Annotated in this window: 17 protein-coding genes; 3 read left to right on the forward strand and 14 right to left on the reverse strand. The window is 41.5% G+C overall.

Annotated elements, in window-relative coordinates:
* Positions 1–82 precede the first annotated feature (82 nt).
* Positions 83–982: a P-loop NTPase fold protein gene (locus QUE03_RS18170; protein ID WP_286263385.1), complete on the forward strand. Its 900-nt coding sequence runs from the start codon at positions 83–85 to the stop codon at positions 980–982.
* Positions 983–1,002: 20 nt separating this feature from the next.
* Here the strand turns inward: QUE03_RS18170 and argA are convergent, their stop codons facing one another.
* Genes argA through argC form a run of 6 tightly spaced genes read right to left on the reverse strand, consistent with a single transcriptional unit; the run spans position 1,003 to position 8,418 of the window.
* Positions 1,003–2,313: an amino-acid N-acetyltransferase gene (gene argA, locus QUE03_RS18175; protein WP_286267912.1), complete on the reverse strand. Its 1,311-nt coding sequence runs from the start codon at positions 2,311–2,313 to the stop codon at positions 1,003–1,005.
* Positions 2,314–2,367: 54 nt separating this feature from the next.
* A complete protein-coding gene (gene argH / locus QUE03_RS18180) occupies positions 2,368–4,308 on the reverse strand; it encodes an argininosuccinate lyase (RefSeq protein WP_286263386.1) in 1,941 nt (646 codons plus the stop codon).
* Positions 4,309–4,346: 38 nt separating this feature from the next.
* Entirely contained in the window at positions 4,347–5,576 is a 1,230-nt protein-coding gene (locus tag QUE03_RS18185) for an argininosuccinate synthase (RefSeq protein ID WP_286263387.1), read from the reverse strand.
* A 50-nt stretch (positions 5,577–5,626) separates the two neighbouring features.
* The gene (locus tag QUE03_RS18190; RefSeq protein WP_286263388.1) at positions 5,627–6,559 is read right to left on the reverse strand and encodes an ornithine carbamoyltransferase; all 933 of its coding nucleotides are present in this window, start codon (positions 6,557–6,559) and stop codon (positions 5,627–5,629) included.
* 39 nt (positions 6,560–6,598) lie between these two features.
* A complete protein-coding gene (gene argB / locus QUE03_RS18195; protein WP_286263389.1) occupies positions 6,599–7,375 on the reverse strand; it encodes an acetylglutamate kinase in 777 nt (258 codons plus the stop codon).
* Entirely contained in the window at positions 7,375–8,418 is a 1,044-nt protein-coding gene (argC, locus tag QUE03_RS18200; protein WP_286263390.1) for an N-acetyl-gamma-glutamyl-phosphate reductase, read from the reverse strand. Before argC ends, argB begins: the two co-directional genes overlap by 1 nt.
* 251 nt (positions 8,419–8,669) lie before the next feature.
* Here argC and argE point away from each other — a divergent pair, with 251 nt between their 5' ends.
* Complete coding sequence (gene argE / locus QUE03_RS18205; protein WP_286263391.1) at positions 8,670–9,827, forward strand: acetylornithine deacetylase; 1,158 nt, start codon at positions 8,670–8,672, stop codon at positions 9,825–9,827.
* Between the two features lie 19 nt (positions 9,828–9,846).
* Here argE and QUE03_RS18210 read toward each other — a convergent pair whose 3' ends face one another.
* The 4 genes from QUE03_RS18210 to metB all read right to left on the reverse strand — a co-directional run bounded on the left by QUE03_RS18210 (position 9,847) and on the right by metB (position 16,070).
* A complete protein-coding gene (locus tag QUE03_RS18210) occupies positions 9,847–11,316 on the reverse strand; it encodes a hypothetical protein (protein ID WP_286263392.1) in 1,470 nt (489 codons plus the stop codon).
* 145 nt (positions 11,317–11,461) lie between these two features.
* Positions 11,462–12,349 (reverse strand): methylenetetrahydrofolate reductase, encoded by an 888-nt coding sequence (metF, locus tag QUE03_RS18215; RefSeq protein WP_286263393.1) that lies wholly within the window; start codon positions 12,347–12,349, stop codon positions 11,462–11,464.
* Positions 12,346–14,823 carry a bifunctional aspartate kinase/homoserine dehydrogenase II gene (gene metL / locus QUE03_RS18220; protein WP_286263394.1) on the reverse strand — a complete coding sequence of 826 codons (2,478 nt, stop codon included), beginning with the start codon at positions 14,821–14,823 and terminating at the stop codon, positions 12,346–12,348. The genes metF and metL overlap by 4 nt, the downstream gene beginning before the upstream one ends.
* A 5-nt stretch (positions 14,824–14,828) precedes the next feature.
* Entirely contained in the window at positions 14,829–16,070 is a 1,242-nt protein-coding gene (gene metB, locus QUE03_RS18225; RefSeq protein ID WP_286263395.1) for a cystathionine gamma-synthase, read from the reverse strand.
* A 170-nt stretch (positions 16,071–16,240) separates the two neighbouring features.
* Between metB and metJ the strand changes: the two genes are divergently transcribed.
* On the forward strand, positions 16,241–16,573 hold the full coding sequence (gene metJ / locus QUE03_RS18230) for a met regulon transcriptional regulator MetJ (RefSeq protein WP_286263396.1): 333 nt from the start codon (positions 16,241–16,243) through the stop codon (positions 16,571–16,573).
* 91 nt (positions 16,574–16,664) lie between these two features.
* Here the strand turns inward: metJ and QUE03_RS18235 are convergent, their stop codons facing one another.
* From QUE03_RS18235 to hflC, 4 genes are all read right to left on the reverse strand, one after another.
* Positions 16,665–17,909: a malic enzyme-like NAD(P)-binding protein gene (locus QUE03_RS18235; RefSeq protein WP_286263397.1), complete on the reverse strand. Its 1,245-nt coding sequence runs from the start codon at positions 17,907–17,909 to the stop codon at positions 16,665–16,667.
* A 305-nt stretch (positions 17,910–18,214) separates the two neighbouring features.
* Entirely contained in the window at positions 18,215–19,513 is a 1,299-nt protein-coding gene (locus tag QUE03_RS18240) for an adenylosuccinate synthase (RefSeq protein WP_286263398.1), read from the reverse strand.
* 108 nt (positions 19,514–19,621) lie between these two features.
* Entirely contained in the window at positions 19,622–19,813 is a 192-nt protein-coding gene (locus tag QUE03_RS18245) for a DUF2065 domain-containing protein (RefSeq protein WP_286263399.1), read from the reverse strand.
* 49 nt (positions 19,814–19,862) lie between these two features.
* Entirely contained in the window at positions 19,863–20,747 is an 885-nt protein-coding gene (gene hflC, locus QUE03_RS18250) for a protease modulator HflC (RefSeq protein WP_286263400.1), read from the reverse strand.
* Between the last annotated feature and the right edge of the window lie 3 nt (positions 20,748–20,750).

Genomic DNA, 20,750 nt, shown 5'->3' on the forward strand with positions numbered 1-20,750 from the left:
TTGTTAAAAAATAGCTAAAGTTATTTCGATTATATACGTTAATCCTTAAACATCTGCATAAAAAGCAGGCAAGGTTTATAAGATGAACCGTCACTGGGAAGGGACTCTTATGCTAAAAGCATTTATCAACAAATATAAATTATCGCCGTCCTATCAAGACGTTGCTAATAAGTGGTTTATCCCGTTATCAAATAATATTGAGCAACACCTAAATAATGATAAAAGCCCACTAATGATAGGGTTAAACGGTTGCCAAGGCATAGGTAAGTCTACTTTGGTTGCATTTATTGCTGACTACCTTAAATCAACATTTAATTTAAACGTGGTTACCTTTTCTATCGATGACTTTTATTATTGCCAAGAAAAAAGAAAGAAACTGGCTGATAGAATTCACCCTTTATTAGTCACTCGTGGTGTTCCTGGTACGCATGATACTTCCATGCTAAAACAAGTCTTAATCTCATTAAAGCAACAAAAAAGCACCCTAATCCCCCGATTTAATAAAGCCATAGATAACCCCTTTCCTGCGACCAGTTGGCCGAAAACAAATGAGAACACAGATATTGTCATTGTCGACGGTTGGTGCTGGGGGGTGCCGCCACAGCACTCTGAGGCGCTGTCCTCCCCAATTAACGAACTGGAAAAATTTAAAGATCCGCAACAAGTTTGGCGAACCTATGTAAATGAGCGTTTAGCCAGTCATTACCAGCCGCTTTATACTGTTATGGATAAATGGATCTTGTTGAAGGCGCCTGACTTTAAACAAGTAGCTCAATGGCGTTGGCAGCAAGAACAAAAATTAGCATTAGATAACCCTCACGGGGGTAATTATGGCATCATGGATTTTGAGCAAGTTAAGCACTTTGTCTCATATTTTCAGCGCCTAACCACCCATGGGCTAAAAGTGCTACCTAAAACATCCAATATTATTTTCGAATTCGACGAGCAACGCGAGATAATTTTACAAACGGGTGAACTTTAATGGCTTACAACATAGATGGTTCAAATAGATTTGATCAGTACTTTCGATTTTCGCTGATAGTTATATAGCTGTTTTTTGCTTTCCGGCAACGCATCAATAGACGTTTCAACGAAACCTTGCTCCAAAAACCAATGATAACTTACTGTCGTTAGCACAAATAGTTGTTCTAACTTTTGACGCTTAGCGAAAGATTCTACCGCAGCGATCAGACGATCCCCTCGATTACCTTTACGATAATCGGGATGAATCACTACACACGCCAATTCACCTGTCCTTGCCTCTTGATACGGATATAATGCAGCACAGGCAATAATTACATCTTCCTTTTTAAGGACAATAAAGCGATCAATTTCCATCTCCAGCAATTTCCGAGAGCGCTTAACCAAAATACCCTCTTCTTCTAATGGCCTGATCAACTCTAAAATACCACCGACATCGTCAATGGTTGCCGTGGTAATTTGCTCTTTGTGATCTTTCGCAATTAACGTACCTGCCCCGTCGCGGGTAAACAGCTCTTGTAATAACGCAGTATCACTTTGGTAACTCACGCAGTGGCAGCGCTCAACGCCATTTTCTGAACTTTGAATAATCGCCCGCAGCAATAGCTGGCGAACATGTTCACCGGGCTGTTCAAGTAAAGATTTCACCGTTCCGGCATTACAGCTACGAATTAATTGGCCTGATGCGTCTATTAAACCTTCATCTTCAGTAAAAGTGATTAATTTATCTGCTTGTAATGAAATAGCGGTCTGAGTTGCTACATCTTCCAAAGCTAAATTAAACACTTCCCCTGTGGTTGAATATCCTACTGGTGAAAGCAGCACAATCGAGCCAAAATCCAATTGAGTATTGATACCAACAGTATCAATTCTTCGTACCAACCCAGTATGTTTGTAGTCAACTCCGTCTTTGATACCAATCGGCCTCGCGATAACAAAATTACCAGTACTGACACGAATTTGAGAGCCATGCATTGGGGAATTTGCTAGCCCCATAGTCAAAAGCGCTTCGATATGAACGCGCAATGAACCAGTAGCGTCTTTAACCGCCATTAAGGTTTCAGGATCGGTAATGCGCAACTCATCATTAAATTGTTGCTTGACGCCAAGCAATTTAGCACGTTCAGCAATTTGAGGACGAGCGCCATGAACAATTACCAACTTGACTCCTAAACTTCTGAGTAAAGCAATATCATGGATAATATTGGCAAAATTAGGGTGTTGGACTGCCTCACCACCAAACATCAATACAACAGTTTTACCACGATGTGCATTAATATAGGGTGCAGCATTCCTGAACCACTTCACATAGTCTTTGTCAGTGTTCACCAGCGACATATTATCCACACTTTCAATCATTTCGCTTTTACCCATTAACCCGAGACCTTATTGCCCTGACCTGTCGACAATATAAGCCATCGCAACTTCATCAGCAGGATCTTTATATGGGCTAGGTTCACTGTCTTCGATGATATTGTCAGCTAAGGATGATTTTTCGATCACGGAGAAACCTAGCTCACTGAAGTAATCGGGGATGTAGGTCAATACAATAATCCTTTGCAATTCCATTTGGTGAGCAAACTCTAATAAATACTGCACTAAAGCTTTTCCTTGACCTAAATGGTGAGATTGTTCATCAACTACAATCGAGCGAATCTCCGCTAAACCTGTTTCATAAATATAAAGTGAGGCGCAGCCAACCACTTCACCGTCAATTTCTGCAACAACAAAGTTTTGAATGTCATGAATGATATTGTCACGAGTTCTCGGTAGTATTTCACCTTTTTCTGACCAAAATTCAACTTGTTGAAAAATTTTATCTACGTCAGACATCCGTGCACGGCGCACGGACATTGCAGCCGCACGTTGTGCATTTAAGCGCTGTTTAACTTGCTTAAGGGCGACTTTCACTTGTTGCTTGCCCGGCGCACCAACGACTTGCTCATTCAAGATTTCACTTTTACCTTTTTGAATATCATCTATAGTTTTTTGCACTTGAGCACGGCTCGTCCCACCTAATGCTTCACGTTTATCTAACGTCGATTCAATCGACAAATGCTGATAGACGTCTTGTTCAATGGTGTCACTGTAGGCTCGAAGTTGCGTTAAGGTGAGATCTTCTAGCGGGCAACCTTTGTCAATTGCCGCTAGCACCACTTCACCGACAATGTGATGCGCCTCTCTAAACGGAATATCTTTACCTACTAAGTAGTCAGCCAGTTCAGTAGCATTGGCATAGCCTTGCTGCGCTGCTGCTAACGTTCTAGTTGCGTTAACTTTTAAACCATCGGCAACTAGTACCGCCATTTCCATGCATTCTTGCCATGTATCTAAGGCATCAAAAAGCCCTTCTTTGTCTTCTTGCATGTCTTTGTTGTAAGCAAGTGCAAGGGCCTTCATCGTGGCTAACATACCCGTCAACGAGCCAAAAACACGCCCTGCTTTACCACGAATGAGCTCACAAGCATCTGGGTTTTTCTTTTGTGGCATCAGCGATGAACCTGAGCTGACTAAGTCGCTCATTTCAACAAAACCTGCTTCACCTGAATTATAGAAAATTAAATCTTCAGCAAAACGAGACAAATGCATCATTGAAATGCTCGCTGTTGCTAACAACTCGATGACATGATCTCGGTCTGAAACCGCATCTAAACTGTTCAATGTTGCCGCGCGAAATCCTAAATTGTTTGCGAGAACATCACGATCAATCGGATAAGCTGTACCTGCTAGTGCGCCTGAGCCCAAAGGAGATACGTCTAATCGATAAAGTGAATCTTTTAAACGACCAATATCCCGGTTGAACATTTCAACATAAGCCAAACACCAATGACCAAAAGTGACCGGTTGAGCACGTTGTAAATGCGTGTAACCTGGCAGCACTGTATTACTTTCTCTTTCGGCTAAGTTCATCAAGGCTTGTTGTAAGTTGACCAGTGAAAACAATAAGTCGCCGCCAGTTTCTTTACACCAAAGCTTAAGATCAGTTGCCACTTGGTCATTACGGCTGCGGCCTGTATGAAGCTTTTTGCCCAAGTCACCAGTTTTTTCGATGAGTTGAATTTCAACCCAGCTGTGAATATCTTCAGCGTCAGACAATAAAATTTGCTTTGGATTTTCTTCCACTGATGCTTTAAGTTCAAGCAGAGCTGACTCAAGGCGTGCTACTTCGTCATCTGACAGCACGCCTACTTGATTGAGCGCCCCAGCCCAAGCAATAGAACCAACAATGTCTTGCACCGCCATACGGTAATCAACAGGTAGAGAGTCATTAAACTTTTTAAATTGAACACTCGCTTTTTCTTTAAACCGGCCACCCCATAATGCCATGGTCTTTTCTCCTAAATTCTTTCTTTACTGCATTAACGCTATTTTTTGAGCTGTTGGTTCATTGCTGTGATTCTGCTGGATAAGCTGAACAAACGAATAAAGCCTTCGGCATGTTTTTGGTCGTACACTTCATCTGCGCCGAATGTAGCAAACTCTTCAGAGTATAGGCTGTTTGGCGAACGGCGCTGCGTAACTGTGGCGTTGCCTTTATATAGCTTAACAACGACATCACCAGTAACGTTAGTTGCCAGAGAAGCAGCAGCAGCAAGCTGCGATTTTGCCAATGGCGTAAACCAACGTCCGTCATAGATAACGTGTGAGAACTCTAATCCAACGGACTCTCTAAACTTTAGTGATTCTTTGTCCAAAATCAGCGTTTCTAAGCCTTTATAAGCCGCCATTAGTACAGTGCCACCTGGGGTTTCATAACAACCTCTAGACTTCATCCCCACCAAACGGTTTTCAACAATATCAATACGCCCAACACCATGTGCTGCTGCTTTATCGTTGAGATAGGTTAGTGACTCAAAAGCCGATAATTGTTGTCCATCTACAGCCACTAGTTCACCTTCATTAAAACTTAAGGTCACAGAATCTGGCGTATCAGGGGCATCCATCGGGTCAACCGTCATGGTCCACACTTCTTTTGAAGGCTCACACCATGGATCTTCTAATTCACCGCCTTCATGTGATATATGCCAAGCATTGGCGTCACGGCTGTAGATTTTTGTTAAAGATGCAGAACAAGGAATATCACGCTCCGCTAAATAATCGAGCAGGTCTTCACGCGAAACCATGTCCCATTCACGCCACGGAGCAATGACCGTTAGCTCTGGTGCAAGGGCTGCAAAACAAGACTCAAAACGTACTTGGTCATTTCCCTTACCTGTACATCCGTGACAAACTGCATCTGCCCCCACTTTCAGTGCTACTTCAACATGAGCCTTTGCAATCACAGGACGTGCCATCGACGTACCCAACAAGTACTGCCCTTCGTATACTGAGCCAGTTTTGATGATCGGGTAAATGTAGTCTTTTACAAATTCTTCTTTTAGATCAACAACGTGACACTCTGAAGCGCCAGAAGCGATAGCTTTTTCTTGGATACCTTCAAGTTCTTCATCGCCTTGACCAACGTCGGCGCAAAACGCAACCACTTCACAGCCATCATAATTTTCTTTTAACCATGGAATTATCGCTGAGGTGTCTAACCCACCAGAGTACGCTAGTACGACTTTTTTAATTTGTTTTTTTGCTGAAATTGCCATTATCTAATACCTATAAAATCTAATTTGTTCTTTATTCAATTGACGACGGTTTATTCGCCTAATAACGATACAAGCACTGAATTTTGTGCCCACATTCTATTTTCCGCTTGTTGAAAGACAACAGATTTACTTTCATCGTCAAATAACTCAGTTGTAATTTCTTGTTCCAAGTGTGCTGGCTGACAGTGCATAACCGTGCTAGCGCCAGCACTTTCCATCAGTTTATGGTTGACTTGATAGGGCATAAACTTGGCCAAAATATCATCGACTTTGGTGTTATCGCCCATTGATATCCATGTGTCGGTGTATATCACATCCTGCTGACCAAGCGATTTGATGTCTGAAGTCATGGTTAAACTACTGCCAGCAATTGAAGCTAATGTAGTGGCTTTATCAAACAGCGCCATATCAGGCTCAAATCCTTCTGGGCAAACCAGTGTGAAATCGACACCTAGAATAGCTGCCATGGTCATTAATGAGTTTGAAACATTATTACCATCACCAATATAGGCCAATTTAATCGAAGATAAGTCTTGTCCTTTATCGTCTACAAATACTTCTGACAGAGTTACAAAATCAGCTAATGCTTGGCACGGATGATACAAATCACACAAAGCATTGATCACCGGTACGCTGCCATGTTCGGCAAGTCCTGAAATCGAACGGTGCTCGAAAACACGAGCAACAATAAGATCGGCATAACACGAGAGGTTTTTTGCATAATCGCTAACCCGTTCACGTTCACCTAACTTACCGTTTTGTTGACCCAAATACAGGGCATGACCGCCCAGTTTAGCAATACCAATATCAAAGCTGACATGAGTTCTTAAAGAAGGCTTTTCAAAAATCATTGCTATTGATTTCCCCGCCAAAGATTGATGGTAAGCGCTAGGGTTTTGCTTTATGTTTTTTGCTAAATCAATGAGCGATAAGAGTTGTGTTTTACTTAGCTGATCGTCAGCTAAAAAATGAGTTAATTTCATGGTTTTTCCGTAAAGTATCTAAATAATTATCGTCTGCAGCTAAGCTGCGATTTCAGGGATAATGCGGGTGCCTACATTAGCGCCAGCAAGCAAATCTGGTATTTGCTCAGGCGCCTGCCAACTGGCAACCGCGATACTTCGTCGTAATTGATTAGCCGCTGCAAAAGCAGCGTTTACTTTGGCGGTCATCCCGCCTTTAATAACACCACTTTTGATCAGCGCATTGGCATTAGCTTGAGTTAAATCTGGCAGATAGTTTCCATCGCCATCCATCACGCCATTAACATCAGTTAACAGCAATAACTTTGCATTTAATAACTGGCAAATAACAACGGCCGCATCATCAGCATTAACATTCACCAGCTCTCCTGTATCAAGTGCGCCAATCGAAGAAATAACCGGTAGAAATTTCGCTTTTAGTAAGTTATCGAGTAAGTGACTTTGACTTGCCGTAGGTACACCTACTGCACCTAATCCTTGCGTATTTAACTGACATTTGACCATGTTGCCATCAGTTAGTGATAATCCGACAGCAGGTAACGACAAACTATTTGCAGTCGCAACAATAGATTTATTGACATGCCCCGCCAGCGCACCACTAATAATTGGCATTTGTGCCTTTGGCGTTATCCGTAGTCCGTCTTTTTTCTCTGTTACAAATCCTGCTTGTGCAAGCATGTCATCAACAACACAGCCGCCGCCATGAACAAGCACAATGGCTTGGTCTTTTAATTGGCTAATAACGTCGAGCAAAAGCATGAGTGCTTTAGGCTTTTCTAAGATTGCGCCACCGATTTTAATCACTAATGGCTTCATTATGCGCTCCCTTGTTGACTTAATTGATGTATAGGGAGTAATCCATATTCACTTGGCAGCCCCATGACTACATTGGCACATTGAATAGCTTGCGATGCTGCGCCTTTGAGTAAATTGTCAATGGCACAACTAATCACCGCGACTTGGTTCGCTTCATCGACTTGCCAATGAATATCAGCAAACGGTGTGTACGCTACATGGTCGATTTGAGGCCAACTGTGCTTTATCCGCACCAAAGGTTGCGTTTTATATGCAACGGCAAACACTTGATCAACATCTGAAGCACTCACTCCATCATTTAATGACACAGTGACCGTCGCTAGCAATCCACGCTTATAAGGCGCTAAATGCGGATTAAAAATCACCTGTACACCCGCTTCTTGGCTTATCTCAGGTTGATGTCTATGCTGCAAAATGTTGTAAGGCTTTAAGCTCACTTCATTAAAACTGGTGGCCAATGTCGCATTTCGTCCTGCTCCGCTTACACCACTGATGCCGTTAACAACAATCAGGCTATTTTCTTGGACTAGGCCAGCTTGAGTAAGTGGTTTTAATGACAATAAACTGGCGGTTGGATAACATCCGGGAACGGCGACAAGATTGGCATCAGCAAAATCAGCAGATATCCATTCAGCTAAGCCATATTTTGCTTGAGTTAAGGCCTCAAGTGATTGATGTTCAAAGCCATAATAAGCTGGATAGTTAGCAGGTTCTTTGAGTCGAAAGCCGCCAGAGAGATCAAATACTTTAACGCCCGCATTGATAAATGATTGCGCCCATTGGGCACTAAATTCGTGCGGAGTTGCAAAAAAAACCGCGTCTAGCGTATCAACAGCCTTAGAAAACCATGCTTGAGAAAAAGCCTGGAGGGGTACATCACAGATCCCCTGCCAGCGAGCATGTAACTCTGAAAATAATAATCCAGTTGAAGTACTGTTTTCCGATACCACAAGATGCGTAATCGAAACTTTATCATGTTGGCAAAGCAGACCAATTAGCTCTGCTCCAACGTAACCACTTGCGCCAATAACCGCGACTTTCATAACAACACCATTGTTTTTGCAATTATATTCAAACGTAAAAATAAACTTAGTTTTAATTTTTTAGACATACTACATAACCTAAAACAGATTAACTTTCCCCATCAAGCCTATGATATGTCGTCGTCGAATAACTGAATGCATTGTTAATTTTCCGTAGCGTTCTTAATAAGGTTATTTACACTGTGAAAGAAAAGTAACATCTAATGGGTTTTTATGCAATAATTTAGCATAATTATTTTATAGGTGTTTTTATGGCAAGTTTACCTGATTTCAAAGTTTCACTAAAAGAGCTCATCGCTGCTCCTTCCATCAGCTCAACACAATCTAGTTGGGATCAAGGAAATAAGGCAATTATTGACTTATTGGCGGGTTGGTTTAGCAGTTTGGACTTCGAGGTATTTATTCATCAAGTGCCCAATACTCGCAATAAATTCAATATGCTAGCCAAGCTTGGTCACGGCGAAGGTGGATTATTGCTTGCGGGGCATAGCGATACGGTGCCATTTGACGAAAATCGCTGGTGCAGTGATCCTTTAAAATTGACAGAAAGTTCAGATAGATTTTTTGGTTTAGGCACCTGTGACATGAAAGGCTTCTTCGCCTTTATATTGCAGTTGGCCAAGCAGCTTAACGCCAAGCACATGAAAAAGCCTTTATATGTTTTAGCAACAGCGGATGAAGAAACCACCATGGCCGGTGCACGTTTTTTTGCGGAACAGCAGCTTATTAAGCCGGATGTGGCAGTTATAGGTGAGCCTACAAACTTAGTGCCTGTGGTTATGCATAAAGGACATATGTCACATCGCATTTCTGTTAAAGGGCAATCAGGGCATTCGAGTCAGCCCCACAAAGGGGTCAATGCAATCGAAATTATGGTGCAAGTCATCAATCAATTGCAAAGTTTAAAAACAACACTTACACAAAATTATCATAATCCAGCCTTCGACGTGCCTGAGCCAACATTAAATTTTGGTGCAATTAAAGGTGGAGATAATGCGAATCGCATTTGCGGGCATTGTGATTTAGATATTGATATGCGATCACTACCAGGTATAAAAGATGAAGAATTAATACAATGGTTGGCTGACGCATTAGCGCCTCTTGCACAGCAGTATCCTGACAGGATCAGTTTTGAGGAGTTACACCCAAGCTCTCCTAGCTTCAAACAAGAACCGCAATCAGCACTGGTTGAATTTGCTCAACATGCTTCCGGTCACACATGCTGCGCCGTTAATTACGCAACAGAAGCGCCATATATTCAGCAACTGGGCTGTGAAACAATTGTTATGGGCCCAGGCTCAATTGATCAAGCACATCAACCAAACGAATTTTTGAGCTTTTCACAAGTATCGGCAACCCATACATTATTGCTTGAGCTGGTTAACCGATTTTGTATGACATTAAAATAGGTGGCTTAATTTACTGTTATTATGCTTTATTCCACAGTTTTTGATTTTCTTTGACACTGAAAAAATCTTTCGCGTTCCAGCAGCGCGGTATCAAATCAAGCTCTGAGCGCTCAGAATAGTTTGAAACGAGCTTTTCTAGAATTTCCAGTAACCGCTCTTTACTTATTTTAGCCAAGCGCTCTGCCGATTCTTTAAAGTATAAATTTTCCGGCTTTAAAATCACTAAATCTGTGCCGTAACTGATGTATGAAAGCTGCCTTGTGGCAATACGACAGACTGGCTCTTCCGGATTATCAGGGTAAAGGCTATTGACGATCGCATATTCATAGCGCTCTAAAGAAGTACCATGGGCATCTAGTGGAATGTTCGTTACACCAAAACCCTGGGGAAACATCCCGGTAATTTTATATAAAGCATCGACGACAACTTGGCTACAATTTCCACGCTCGGCATTTTGATTAAGAGCTTGATAGACTTTCGGAATAAGCTTATACGAATAGCTGCTTTTCGTTGACAAGACAATTGACGTATAAATCTGCGGCACTTTAATTATGTTACCAATTCCTTCTTTCGGCGCAATCGCCTTTTTGAGTATTGATTTCATGAACTGCATTTTGTCTTTTTCAACTTGATTAAATTTATCACGCTCTGACTTTGAATTACCCAAATAGGGAGCCAAACCTAAACCATGCATAAGATAATTCAGTGTTTCTCTAAAATTTACCTGAAGTAGTTTTTTTCGATCATCAAGTTCTAGCGTTCGGTAAGGATCTAAATTGCCGCTTTCTCCGTTCAAGATAAGTTGGGCTTCAGGGTGAAAGTTACCTATGTCTTGAATAATAGAAGCCATCAGCACCGCACGTTTTACATCAACGCGAAACGCTTCAAATAAATCACCGTCAATGGTACGTAACCGTTGATACTGTTTTGGTGAGTACTTACCAACAAAGCTTGCTATGTAGCTATCATCCATGGTGCTATCCATTAATAGCCGATCAAATAAACGAAGGGTCAATATCGATTTATATAACGGTTTACTAGCTTCATTTACAATGGCTCTATTTTTCCCTTCAATAGGGCTTAATAGTTGAATAGTGCCTAAAACCTGCGCTGATTTTCGATTCGTTTCCTCAAAGGTTTCCCCTTCAGTCAGCTCTAATATTTCATCACAAATATTCAAAAAGTGAGCCAAACGTTCAGTCCTTTCACTGGTGAGTTGCTCTTCAAAATTTGCTTTTTCAACACTTAAACTGTCGAGTTTCTGTTTATGAGTGCCGCTTCCTTTGATACCCGTAGCTTCAATTTCTGAAGTAGTTTTGGCATGCTTTTGCGCAAACTGATCTTGAATTTCTTTGACGGATAGCTGGTTATTAAAAAAGATAATCGCTTTGTCTAAAATGGAATCTTTTAGGGTGTTTTGAATAAACATCCGCTGAAGTAAATTTCGGATTTGAGCGGTCAATATGGATTCGTGACGTTTCTTACTCATGAAGCTTTGGCTGTTTCTTGTCGCGCAAATGTTTGTTCATTTAACAATAAGTTAAATCAGATAAAAAGACAAAACATTGTGATTATTTTTAACAAGTAGACAAAGTCCCGTATATTATTTATACAGCGGGACTTTATATCTTCATTTAGCGCGGGCGAATACCTAAAGTATGACAAATGGCGTAACTTAATTCTGCGCGGTTTAAAGTATAAAAGTGGAAATTCTTTACACCTTCTTTGTTAAGTACTTTCACTTGCTCCATCGCAATATTTGCTCCAACTAACCGTCGCGTGGTTTCATCATCTTCTAAACCTTCATACATTTTTGGCATCCAGCTTGGGACATGAACATTGGTTAAATCAGCGAATCTTTTCAATGTATTGTAATTAGTCACAGGTAATATCCCTGGGATAATTTCTACATCAATACCTATCGTAACGCAGCGATCTCGAAACCGTAGATACGATTCAATATCAAAGAAGAACTGACTGATTGCTCGGTTTGCACCAGCATCAATTTTGCGTTTTAAGTTAAGTAAATCAAATTGTGGGTTGGGTGCCTCAGGATGACCTTCCGGATAAGCTGCGACAGAGATATCAAAATCAGCAACGGACTTTAGCAGTTCCACCAAATCTGAGGCATACATTGAAGGCTTTTCGCTACTGTTTGGCAAGTCTCCGCGTAACGCGACAATATGGCGAACACCACTGGCCCAGTAATCTTTCGCGATCTCGATAAGTTCTTCACGGCTTGCATCAATACAAGTTAAATGAGGAGCCGCCACTAATGCTGTATCTTTTTGAATACGTTTAATAACATCATGGGTGCGATCACGAGTACCACTACCTGCACCATAAGTCACAGAAACAAAGCTTGGGTTCAATGGCGCAAGACGTTCAACTGAATTCCACAATGTGGTTTCCATTGCCGGAGAATTTGGCGGAAAGAATTCAAATGAGACTTTAATGTCTTTCGAAACTTCACTTAAACTTTGATTCAGTGACTCTACTTGTCTTGCGTGACTGTAACTCATTCATTTATCCCCTTTAATTTGACTTGATGTGCTTTTTTGGCAAGTTGATTACAAACATTGACCAAGTCAGAATGTAATCCACCAGCGGTAACATCACGACCCGCACCTGGTCCTCTGATGATCAATGGATTGTCTTGATACCAAGACGACACTATTTTAAAAATGTTGTCGCATGGCGTAAGTGAAGCAAACGCATCCGTTTGAGGTAACGTTTCTAAACTCACTTTTGCTTTAACGCCTGCTTTAGTATTTGAAAAACGTGCAACATAACGAATGCAACTCTTTTGTTGTACAGCCTGTGCTAATTGTTTCTCAAAATAATCATTAAGCTGTTCCGCATTATCTAAAAATTGTTCAACAGACAATGCTTGCAGTGATGCTGGCACGAGGTTTTGACAGTCAATGTCTTCTAACGCCAGTTCAAAGCCAGCCAGTCTAGCCAAAATGAGTAGTTTACGTTGGACATCTAAACCCGAGAGATCATCCCGTGGATCAGGCTCAGTGATACCGTCGGCTAATGCTTGTTTTAGTAAAACATCGAAAGGCTGCTGTCCATCGTAATTTTCGAATAACCAAGACAAAGTGCCTGAAAATATACCTGAAATCTCTTCAATCTCATCGCCACTAGCGATCAAGTCATCAATGGCAAAATTAATCGGTAAACCTGCACCTACGGTGGTATTTCCTAGCCATAAGCTGTCATGTTCTTTTGCGCTTTGTAGTAGCTTGTTGTAGTTAGCTGTACTAGAGGAAGCCGCCCACTTATTGGCGCCAATAACGTGAATTCCACGCTCAAAAAATGGTTGATATAACTCGCTAAACGCTTTACTTGGCGTAATATCAACAACGACCAATTCATCATATGGATGATGGGTTAACCAGTTGAGTAAGTCATCCTGTTGATAACTTTTGCTGTGTTGTTCAAACTGTTCGAATGAACTTTCGACATCCAATCCATCAGTATTGAGCAAGATTCTTTTCGATGAGGCAATACCAACTAAGTGTAGGTTTTCTAAAGCAGGTACTTTGGCCACTTGCGAAGGTAAAAGTTCGATAAAACGTTGACCAATATTACCCGCTCCTGCGATCACCAAACCAATATGACGAGCGTCTTTTGTCACATCATGATGAACATTATTCAATAGCTCTGTGGTGCAAGGCTGTGGGATAACAGCAATGAAGCTGTGCTGACGCTCACTGGTTAAGATTGCGATTAATTGCTGAGCCCTCAATGAACGTTTGAATCTCACTTTAACATTGCCACGCTGGGCAACATTGTGACCAACAACAGCAATAATGGCTACGGGGGTAAATCTTACCTCGGTATCATGACTAGCAAGCCATTGGCTTACCGCTAGTTGCTGTGACTGTTGAATAACAATTTGTCCTTTTGCAACGTCAACCCCAATAGCCGAGAACTCCTTCGCCGCTTGTTTTCCGACGTCGCCTAAAAAGCTTACTGATTGTGCAAGAAGCAGATCATTAAGATGAGTCACAGAGAGCTCTTGTTTTGCTATCTGACCAAAATCTCCTATCTCTGTACCAGCCGTATTGGCATCAAAACTACTAGCAACATGCAAATGACTGCCACAATCGTTTAACGGTTGTAAAGTTTTTGCATGAAGCACTGGATTGCCTAAGCGCCCCAATTCTTTCGCCACACCGCGTGGCACTCGGTGTAATTTTCGAGCATTGGGCACAACACGTGGATCCGCACTATAAATACCGTCTACATCTGTCCACAACGTGACATTTTGTGCGGCAGTCAATGCTGCAAGAATGGTTGCAGAGTAATCGCTGCCATTTCGGCCTAAAGTACAAGGCAGTCCCTGCTCATTACGCGCGACAAAGCCTGTAATAACCGCCAATTTTGACGGCTCACGCAGCAACGCTAATTGTCTTTGACTTAAGTCATAGTCAACCGCGCATTGTTCTTCATTATTGATGACAAGAAAGTCTCTCGCATCAATGGCATTACTCGGGCAAACACGTTCATTTAGAATTGCAGACAATAATCTTGCAGACCATAACTCTCCTAAGGCCAATAATTCGCTATAGTGTGCATTAATATCTACTTGAAGCCATTTCACTAGCAGAGCAATGTCATGCTCTAATAACGCAATTAAAGAGTGTGCATGTACCGTTTTTAATAACGATGAGATCAACTTAGTTTGGCGATCTTTAACTTGTGAGATTTCGTGATGCAGTTTATCGCTCTGAACAACGGCTAATTCATAAATGTGCAACAATTCATCGGTGGTATCGCCGTTTGCTGAGACCACCACGACATCGTCAAGCTTACAATTAACTTGAATAATGTCTACTGCTCGATTGATGCACTCAACCGACGCTAAACTGCTACCGCCAAATTTGTGTACCTGAACCGCTTGCTTGCATAATTTATTGTGCATTGCAGACCAAACTTGCTCTTGTTCTTGCTCTTCAATCTGAGCTATATCGCTTTGAATTGACATATTAATTACCATACTGCCGCTTGCGATGAGCTAACACGAAACTGCGGCGTTTTCTTTGCGTAATCATTTTGCAACGATGTCACTTTCTGACCGTGTTGGCTGGCGTTAAGGCCATTATTTAAGTCTGTTAGGATGTCGTTGATATCTTCTAACCCCACCGAAACTCGCACTAAAGACTGTGTAATACCGGCTTCGAGTTGTGCTTCAATTTCCATTCCTGCATGAGTCATGGTTGATGGGTGGCTTATTAAGCTCTCAACGCCTCCAAGTGATTGTGCAAGTGTGAATAGCTCAAGGTTAGCAAAAAGTGCTTTAACTGCTTCTACGCCACCCTTAACTTCAAAACTGAGCATTGCACCAAAGCCTTGCTGCTGCTGTTGAGCCAACTCATGGTTAGGATGATTGGCTAGTCCAGGAAAATACACTTGCTTTATCGCTGGGTGTGTTGCTAAAAATTCTGCAACTGATTGCGCATTTTCCTGATGCTGTTTCATCCTTAGCGGGAGAGTTTTTAGTCCACGTAGTGCTAAAAAGCTATCAAACGCTGAACCAGTTATACCAATGCAATTTGCCCACCAAGCCAGCTCTTCGCCAAGTTCTTTTTCTTTCGCTACGAGTACGCCACCTACAACATCACTATGACCGTTGATGTATTTGGTTGTTGAATGAAAAACAATATCAGCCCCAAGTGCAATTGGTTGCTGAAGTACGGGAGACAAGAACGTATTATCCACTGCAACAATGGCACCAACTGCATGGGCTTGTTGTGCTATTGCGCGAATATCAACTAATCGTAATAATGGGTTACTTGGCGTTTCAATAAGAACTAATTTAGGTTGTTCAGCCAGTGCTTTCGACAATTGCTCGGCGTCAGATTGGTCAACAACTATGACTTCAAATTGTCCTCGCTTGGCCAAATGAGTAAATAAGCGATAACTGCCACCGTAGCAATCATGAGGTATAACAACTTTTTCTCCTACCGACAATAATTGGCATAACAAATGAACCGCTGACATACCGGTACTGGTGACAATGCCCACAGCCCCACCTTCTAGATCCGCAATTGCTTGGCCGAAAGTAGCGCGCGTTGGATTGCCCGTGCGCGAATAATCAAACTGGCGTTTATCATTAAAGCCTTTAAGTGAATATGTACTAGATAAATGAATTGGTGCGACAACAGCACCATGATGCTGATCGGTATTAATACCAGCCCTGACGGCTGTTGTGGCGATGTTTTTGGCACTCATAAATATTCACTTTTACGTTTAGATGTTTGGACGTCTATAAATCTATACGTTTTCTTTTGAAGGGTCAAGAAGTTTTAGACATCTAAACTTCTACACATCAAGGTTGACTCAGTCGCGTCAACAAGTACAATTTGCATTGGCTTAAAGAATAAAACTGCAGAGGTATTTAAATGGCTGAATGGAATGGCGAATATATTAACCCATACGCCGAGCACGGAAAAAAAAGCGAACAAGTAAAAAAAATTACCGTTTCCATTCCGTTACGTGTTTTAAAAGTACTTACTGATGAGAGAACTCGTCGCCAAGTAAACAATTTACGTCACGCAACAAACAGTGAATTATTATGTGAAGCATTTTTACATGCGTTCACCGGACAGCCGCTGCCCAATGACGAAGATTTGGCAAAAGACAATAATGAGAAGTTACCACACAGTGTTCGCCAATTATTGGAAGCACAAGGGGTGACAGATTTCAGTCAGTATGAAGATGAAGTTGAAGAGTAGTTTGCTTTACAAATTCATATAATTAGATAAAGACAACAAAGGCGCTATTAGGCGCCTTTGTTATTTCTAGATTAGGCTATAAACTTACCTGTTATTCCGCCATGTAGTTTTCAGGCATATCAAGTGCTGCAACCCCTGACTCAATCGCAGCTTGTGCTACCGCTTTGGCAACACGAGAACATAAGCGAGAATCCATTGGTTTTGGAATGATGTAACTACTACCAAAAGTGAGTGCGTCACTACCGCTGGCTTTTAGTACTTCCTCTGGCACTGGCTCTTTAGCAAGTTCTCGAATGGCATGTACAGCGGCAATTTTCATTTCGTCATTAATTGCTCTTGCTCTAACATCAAGTGCACCACGGAAAATAAATGGGAAACACAAGACGTTATTTACTTGGTTAGGGTAGTCAGAACGGCCGGTTGCCATAATAAGATCATCACGTGCAGCTGTCGCTAGCTCAGGTTTAATTTCTGGATCAGGATTTGAACAAGCAAAAACCACAGGTTTATCTGCCATTAATTTAAGTTGCTCAGGTGATAGCAAATTTGGACCTGAAACACCTACGAAGACATCAGCGCCTTCGATGACATCATCTAGGGTTCTTTTATCGGTGTTGTTGGCAAATAGTTTTTTGTATTCATTCAAATCATCGCGACGAGTGTGGATCACTCCTTTTCGGTCAAGCATATAGATTTTTTCACGCTGTGCACCGCATTTAATTAACAGTTCCATACAAGCCACGGCCGCTGCTCCAGCGCCCAAACAAACGATGTTAGCTTGCTTAATAGACTTACCTTGGATCTCGAGTGCATTTAACATACCCGCCGCGGTAACAATGGCCGTACCATGTTGGTCGTCATGAAATACAGGTACTTTACAACGCTCGATTAATGCGCGCTCTATTTCAAAACACTCTGGTGCTTTGATGTCTTCTAAATTTATGCCACCGAAGCTGTCTGCAATATTAGCTACCGTTGTTACAAAGTCCTCAACAGATTTATGTTTTACTTCAATATCGAAAGAATCAATTCCAGCAAAGCGTTTAAACAACAATGCCTTACCTTCCATAACTGGCTTAGACGCCATCGGGCCAAGGTTTCCTAACCCAAGGATGGCAGTACCATTAGAAATTACAGCAACGGTATTTCCTTTCGCCGTATATTTGTAAACATCATCTGGGTTATCAGCAATCTCACGTACTGGCTCTGCAACTCCAGGGCTATAAGCAAGAGCAAGATCTAAACTTGTCTCTGCTGGAGTAGTTAATTCAACACTGATTTTACCTGGCCTAGGTAGAGCATGATAATCAAGTGCTTGTTGTCGAAAATCTGTCATGGTGCGTTCCTAATATTAAACACGTTACTGTAGCTTCTTGTATGTGGTTTAGTTTGTAAACCGACTTAGCGTTATAATTATTATTTTTGCTCTTTATATGGTATTTGATAAAGGATCGAAGATACAAGCTCATTTTCATATAAAAAATCGCTGAACGCTATAATACACAAGAGGTTAGACCATTCAAAACAGCATGTTTAGTCTTCTAAAATACGCTAAAAGAGACAAAGTAAATGGTTATACCTTTGTTTTACACATAAAAAAACCAGCTAGATAGCTGGTTTTTAAAATTAAGAAATTATCATTTATTCATCGAACGGATTAACTAAAATCATCGTTTCGATACGATCTGGACCTGTAGAGATGATATCTACCGGTACACCGGTAACTTCTTCAATACGCTTGATATAAGCAACAGCATTTGCAGGTAATGCATCAACTGAAGTGGCACCAACCGTTGATTCTGACCAACCTGGCATAGATTCATATACCGGTGTGATTTCTTCATAACCTTCAGCGGCTGTAGGTGGTACAGTAACTACATCGCCCGACTTAGTTTTGTAACCAGTACAGATTTTAAGTTCAGATAAACCATCTAAAACGTCAAGCTTGGTTAAACAAAACCCGCTAATACTATTTACTTGAACGGCGCGGTGCATTGCAACGGCATCAAACCAACCACATCGGCGTTCACGGCCAGTTGTTGCGCCAAATTCATGACCAACAGTACCTAAGTGATGACCAATTTCATCGTCTAATTCTGTCGGGAAAGGACCTGAACCAACACGAGTTGTATAAGCTTTAGTAATACCCAATACATAATCTAAGTAACGAGGGCCAAAACCACAACCCGTAGCAACACCACCTACTGTTGTATTTGATGAAGTCACGTATGGATATGTACCATGGTCGATGTCAAGCAACGTACCTTGTGCGCCTTCAAACATGATTGACTCGCCGTCTTTGCGGGCTTGGTCAAGCATTTCAGCAATATCTGCAACCATAGGTTTGATAACTTCAGCCATTGTTAATGCATCAGCCAGTACTTCTTCATAATTTACCGGTTCAACTTTGTAGTAAGTTGTTAGAACAAAGTTATGGTATTCCATAATTTCTTTTAACTTAGCCGCAAAAGATTCAGCACAGAATAAGTCACCTACGCGTAGACCACGTCGTGCCACTTTGTCTTCATACGCAGGACCAATGCCGCGACCTGTCGTACCGATAGCTTTGCTACCACGAGCGATTTCACGCGCAGCATCAAGTGCATTATGATATGGCAATATAAGAGGGCAAGCATCACTAATTAATAAGCGTTCTTTAACCGGTACACCACGTTCTTCTAACATGGTCATTTCCGTCATCAATGCTTTAGGACACAAAACAACACCGTTACCAATTAAGCATTTTACGTTGTCACGTAATACACCAGATGGAATTAAATGAAGAACTGTTTTTTCGCCGTTGATAACAAGTGTATGGCCTGCATTATGACCACCTTGATAACGTACTACGTATTTGGCTTTATCTGTGAGTAAGTCAACGACTTTACCCTTACCTTCGTCACCCCATTGGGTGCCTAGAACTACAACGTTTTTGCCCATGATTAAAAATCGGAAAGAAAATTAGGCGGGGATTCTATCAAAATTAAAATAGCAGTCCAAGTATAAATTGGTGAAATTTAAACCTGTTGATGTATCTGTGCTGTTATTCTAAAGCTCGCTAAACCACCAAAGCATAGCTAACCCCATGAGCATTATAACAATTCCAATCATTCGAATATTGGCAACGGGCTCTTGGGCAAGTTTGGCAACATAAGCTCTCCATTTATTAGGAAACAAAGCAGGCGCTAGTCCTTCAAGAATGAATGCCACCGCAATAGCCATTAATATTATTTTGGTCATTTGGGTTCCTAAAAAGAAAAAGCCATGTTGAACATGGCTTTATTTGGATTTACTTTTTAGCTTGGTTGGTATCTTTGAGGTAGTGGAAGAAATCACTATCTGGTTTCACCACCATGATATCACTTTTGCTATTGAAACTATTTTCGTAGGCTTCAAGACTTCGAAAGAAACTATAAAATTCTGCGTCTTTACTGTAAGTATCCGCATAAATTTTAGCAGCCAATGCATCCCCTTCACCACGAGTCTCTTGTGCACTTTTTTGTGCATTAGCAAGCATGACAGTTACTTTCGCATCAATTGTTGCGCGAATGATCTCAGATTGCTCCTGACCTTGAGAGCGATGCTCTTTCGCAACAGCAGTTCGTTCAGCACGCATACGTTCGAATATTGAGTTACTGACTTCCGTTGGAAGGTTGATAGCTTTTACACGAACATCAATAACCTCAATACCCAAGTCTTCACGGCTGCTGCCCGCACTTTCCAATGCTTTAATCATGATACTGTCACGATCGCCAGAGACAATTTCTTTGATCGTTCGAGAACCAAACTCAGTACGAAGACCGTTATTAATTTTCTGCTTTAATAAAGCACGTGCATTATCTATAGAGCCGGTGGTACGTAAGTAATACGTTGAGAAGTCGACGATGCGCCATTTTACGTATGAGTCGACCATCAAATCTTTTTTCTCTGACGTCACAAAGCGATCTGGCGCTTCATCTAAGGTTTGAATACGTGCATCAAGCTTTTTAACCGTCTCAATTAACGGCACTTTAAAATGCAATCCCGGTTCAAAAATTAGCATGCCACCAGTGGAGTCACGCTTTATCTTTGAAAACTGAAATACAATACCACGTTGACCTTCAGGTACAACAAACACTGACGAGACAACCAATATAAATAATAAAGCGATGGCAGTTACTATAAAGTTTTTCATGCT

Source organism: Thalassotalea atypica (genome assembly GCF_030295975.1).
Lineage (GTDB): Bacteria > Pseudomonadota > Gammaproteobacteria > Enterobacterales > Alteromonadaceae > Thalassotalea_F > Thalassotalea_F atypica.

What these genes read in the sequence shown, in the direction of transcription:
- QUE03_RS18185 (WP_286263387.1), bottom strand. Translation starts at nt 5,576, where the DNA reads ATGGCAATTTCAGCAAAAAAACAAATTAAAAAAGTCGTACTAGCGTAC.
- metL (WP_286263394.1), bottom strand. Translation starts at nt 14,823, where the DNA reads ATGTCAATTCAAAGCGATATAGCTCAGATTGAAGAGCAAGAACAAGAG.
- argH (WP_286263386.1), bottom strand. Translation starts at nt 4,308, where the DNA reads ATGGCATTATGGGGTGGCCGGTTTAAAGAAAAAGCGAGTGTTCAATTT.
- QUE03_RS18245 (WP_286263399.1), bottom strand. Translation starts at nt 19,813, where the DNA reads ATGACCAAAATAATATTAATGGCTATTGCGGTGGCATTCATTCTTGAA.
- argE (WP_286263391.1), top strand. Translation starts at nt 8,670, where the DNA reads ATGGCAAGTTTACCTGATTTCAAAGTTTCACTAAAAGAGCTCATCGCT.
- metB (WP_286263395.1), bottom strand. Translation starts at nt 16,070, where the DNA reads ATGAGTGCCAAAAACATCGCCACAACAGCCGTCAGGGCTGGTATTAAT.
- argC (WP_286263390.1), bottom strand. Translation starts at nt 8,418, where the DNA reads ATGAAAGTCGCGGTTATTGGCGCAAGTGGTTACGTTGGAGCAGAGCTA.
- QUE03_RS18210 (WP_286263392.1), bottom strand. Translation starts at nt 11,316, where the DNA reads ATGAGTAAGAAACGTCACGAATCCATATTGACCGCTCAAATCCGAAAT.
- QUE03_RS18170 (WP_286263385.1), top strand. Translation starts at nt 83, where the DNA reads ATGAACCGTCACTGGGAAGGGACTCTTATGCTAAAAGCATTTATCAAC.
- QUE03_RS18240 (WP_286263398.1), bottom strand. Translation starts at nt 19,513, where the DNA reads ATGGGCAAAAACGTTGTAGTTCTAGGCACCCAATGGGGTGACGAAGGT.
- hflC (WP_286263400.1), bottom strand. Translation starts at nt 20,747, where the DNA reads ATGAAAAACTTTATAGTAACTGCCATCGCTTTATTATTTATATTGGTT.
- QUE03_RS18235 (WP_286263397.1), bottom strand. Translation starts at nt 17,909, where the DNA reads ATGACAGATTTTCGACAACAAGCACTTGATTATCATGCTCTACCTAGG.
- argB (WP_286263389.1), bottom strand. Translation starts at nt 7,375, where the DNA reads ATGAAGCCATTAGTGATTAAAATCGGTGGCGCAATCTTAGAAAAGCCT.
- QUE03_RS18190 (WP_286263388.1), bottom strand. Translation starts at nt 6,559, where the DNA reads ATGAAATTAACTCATTTTTTAGCTGACGATCAGCTAAGTAAAACACAA.
- metJ (WP_286263396.1), top strand. Translation starts at nt 16,241, where the DNA reads ATGGCTGAATGGAATGGCGAATATATTAACCCATACGCCGAGCACGGA.
- metF (WP_286263393.1), bottom strand. Translation starts at nt 12,349, where the DNA reads ATGAGTTACAGTCACGCAAGACAAGTAGAGTCACTGAATCAAAGTTTA.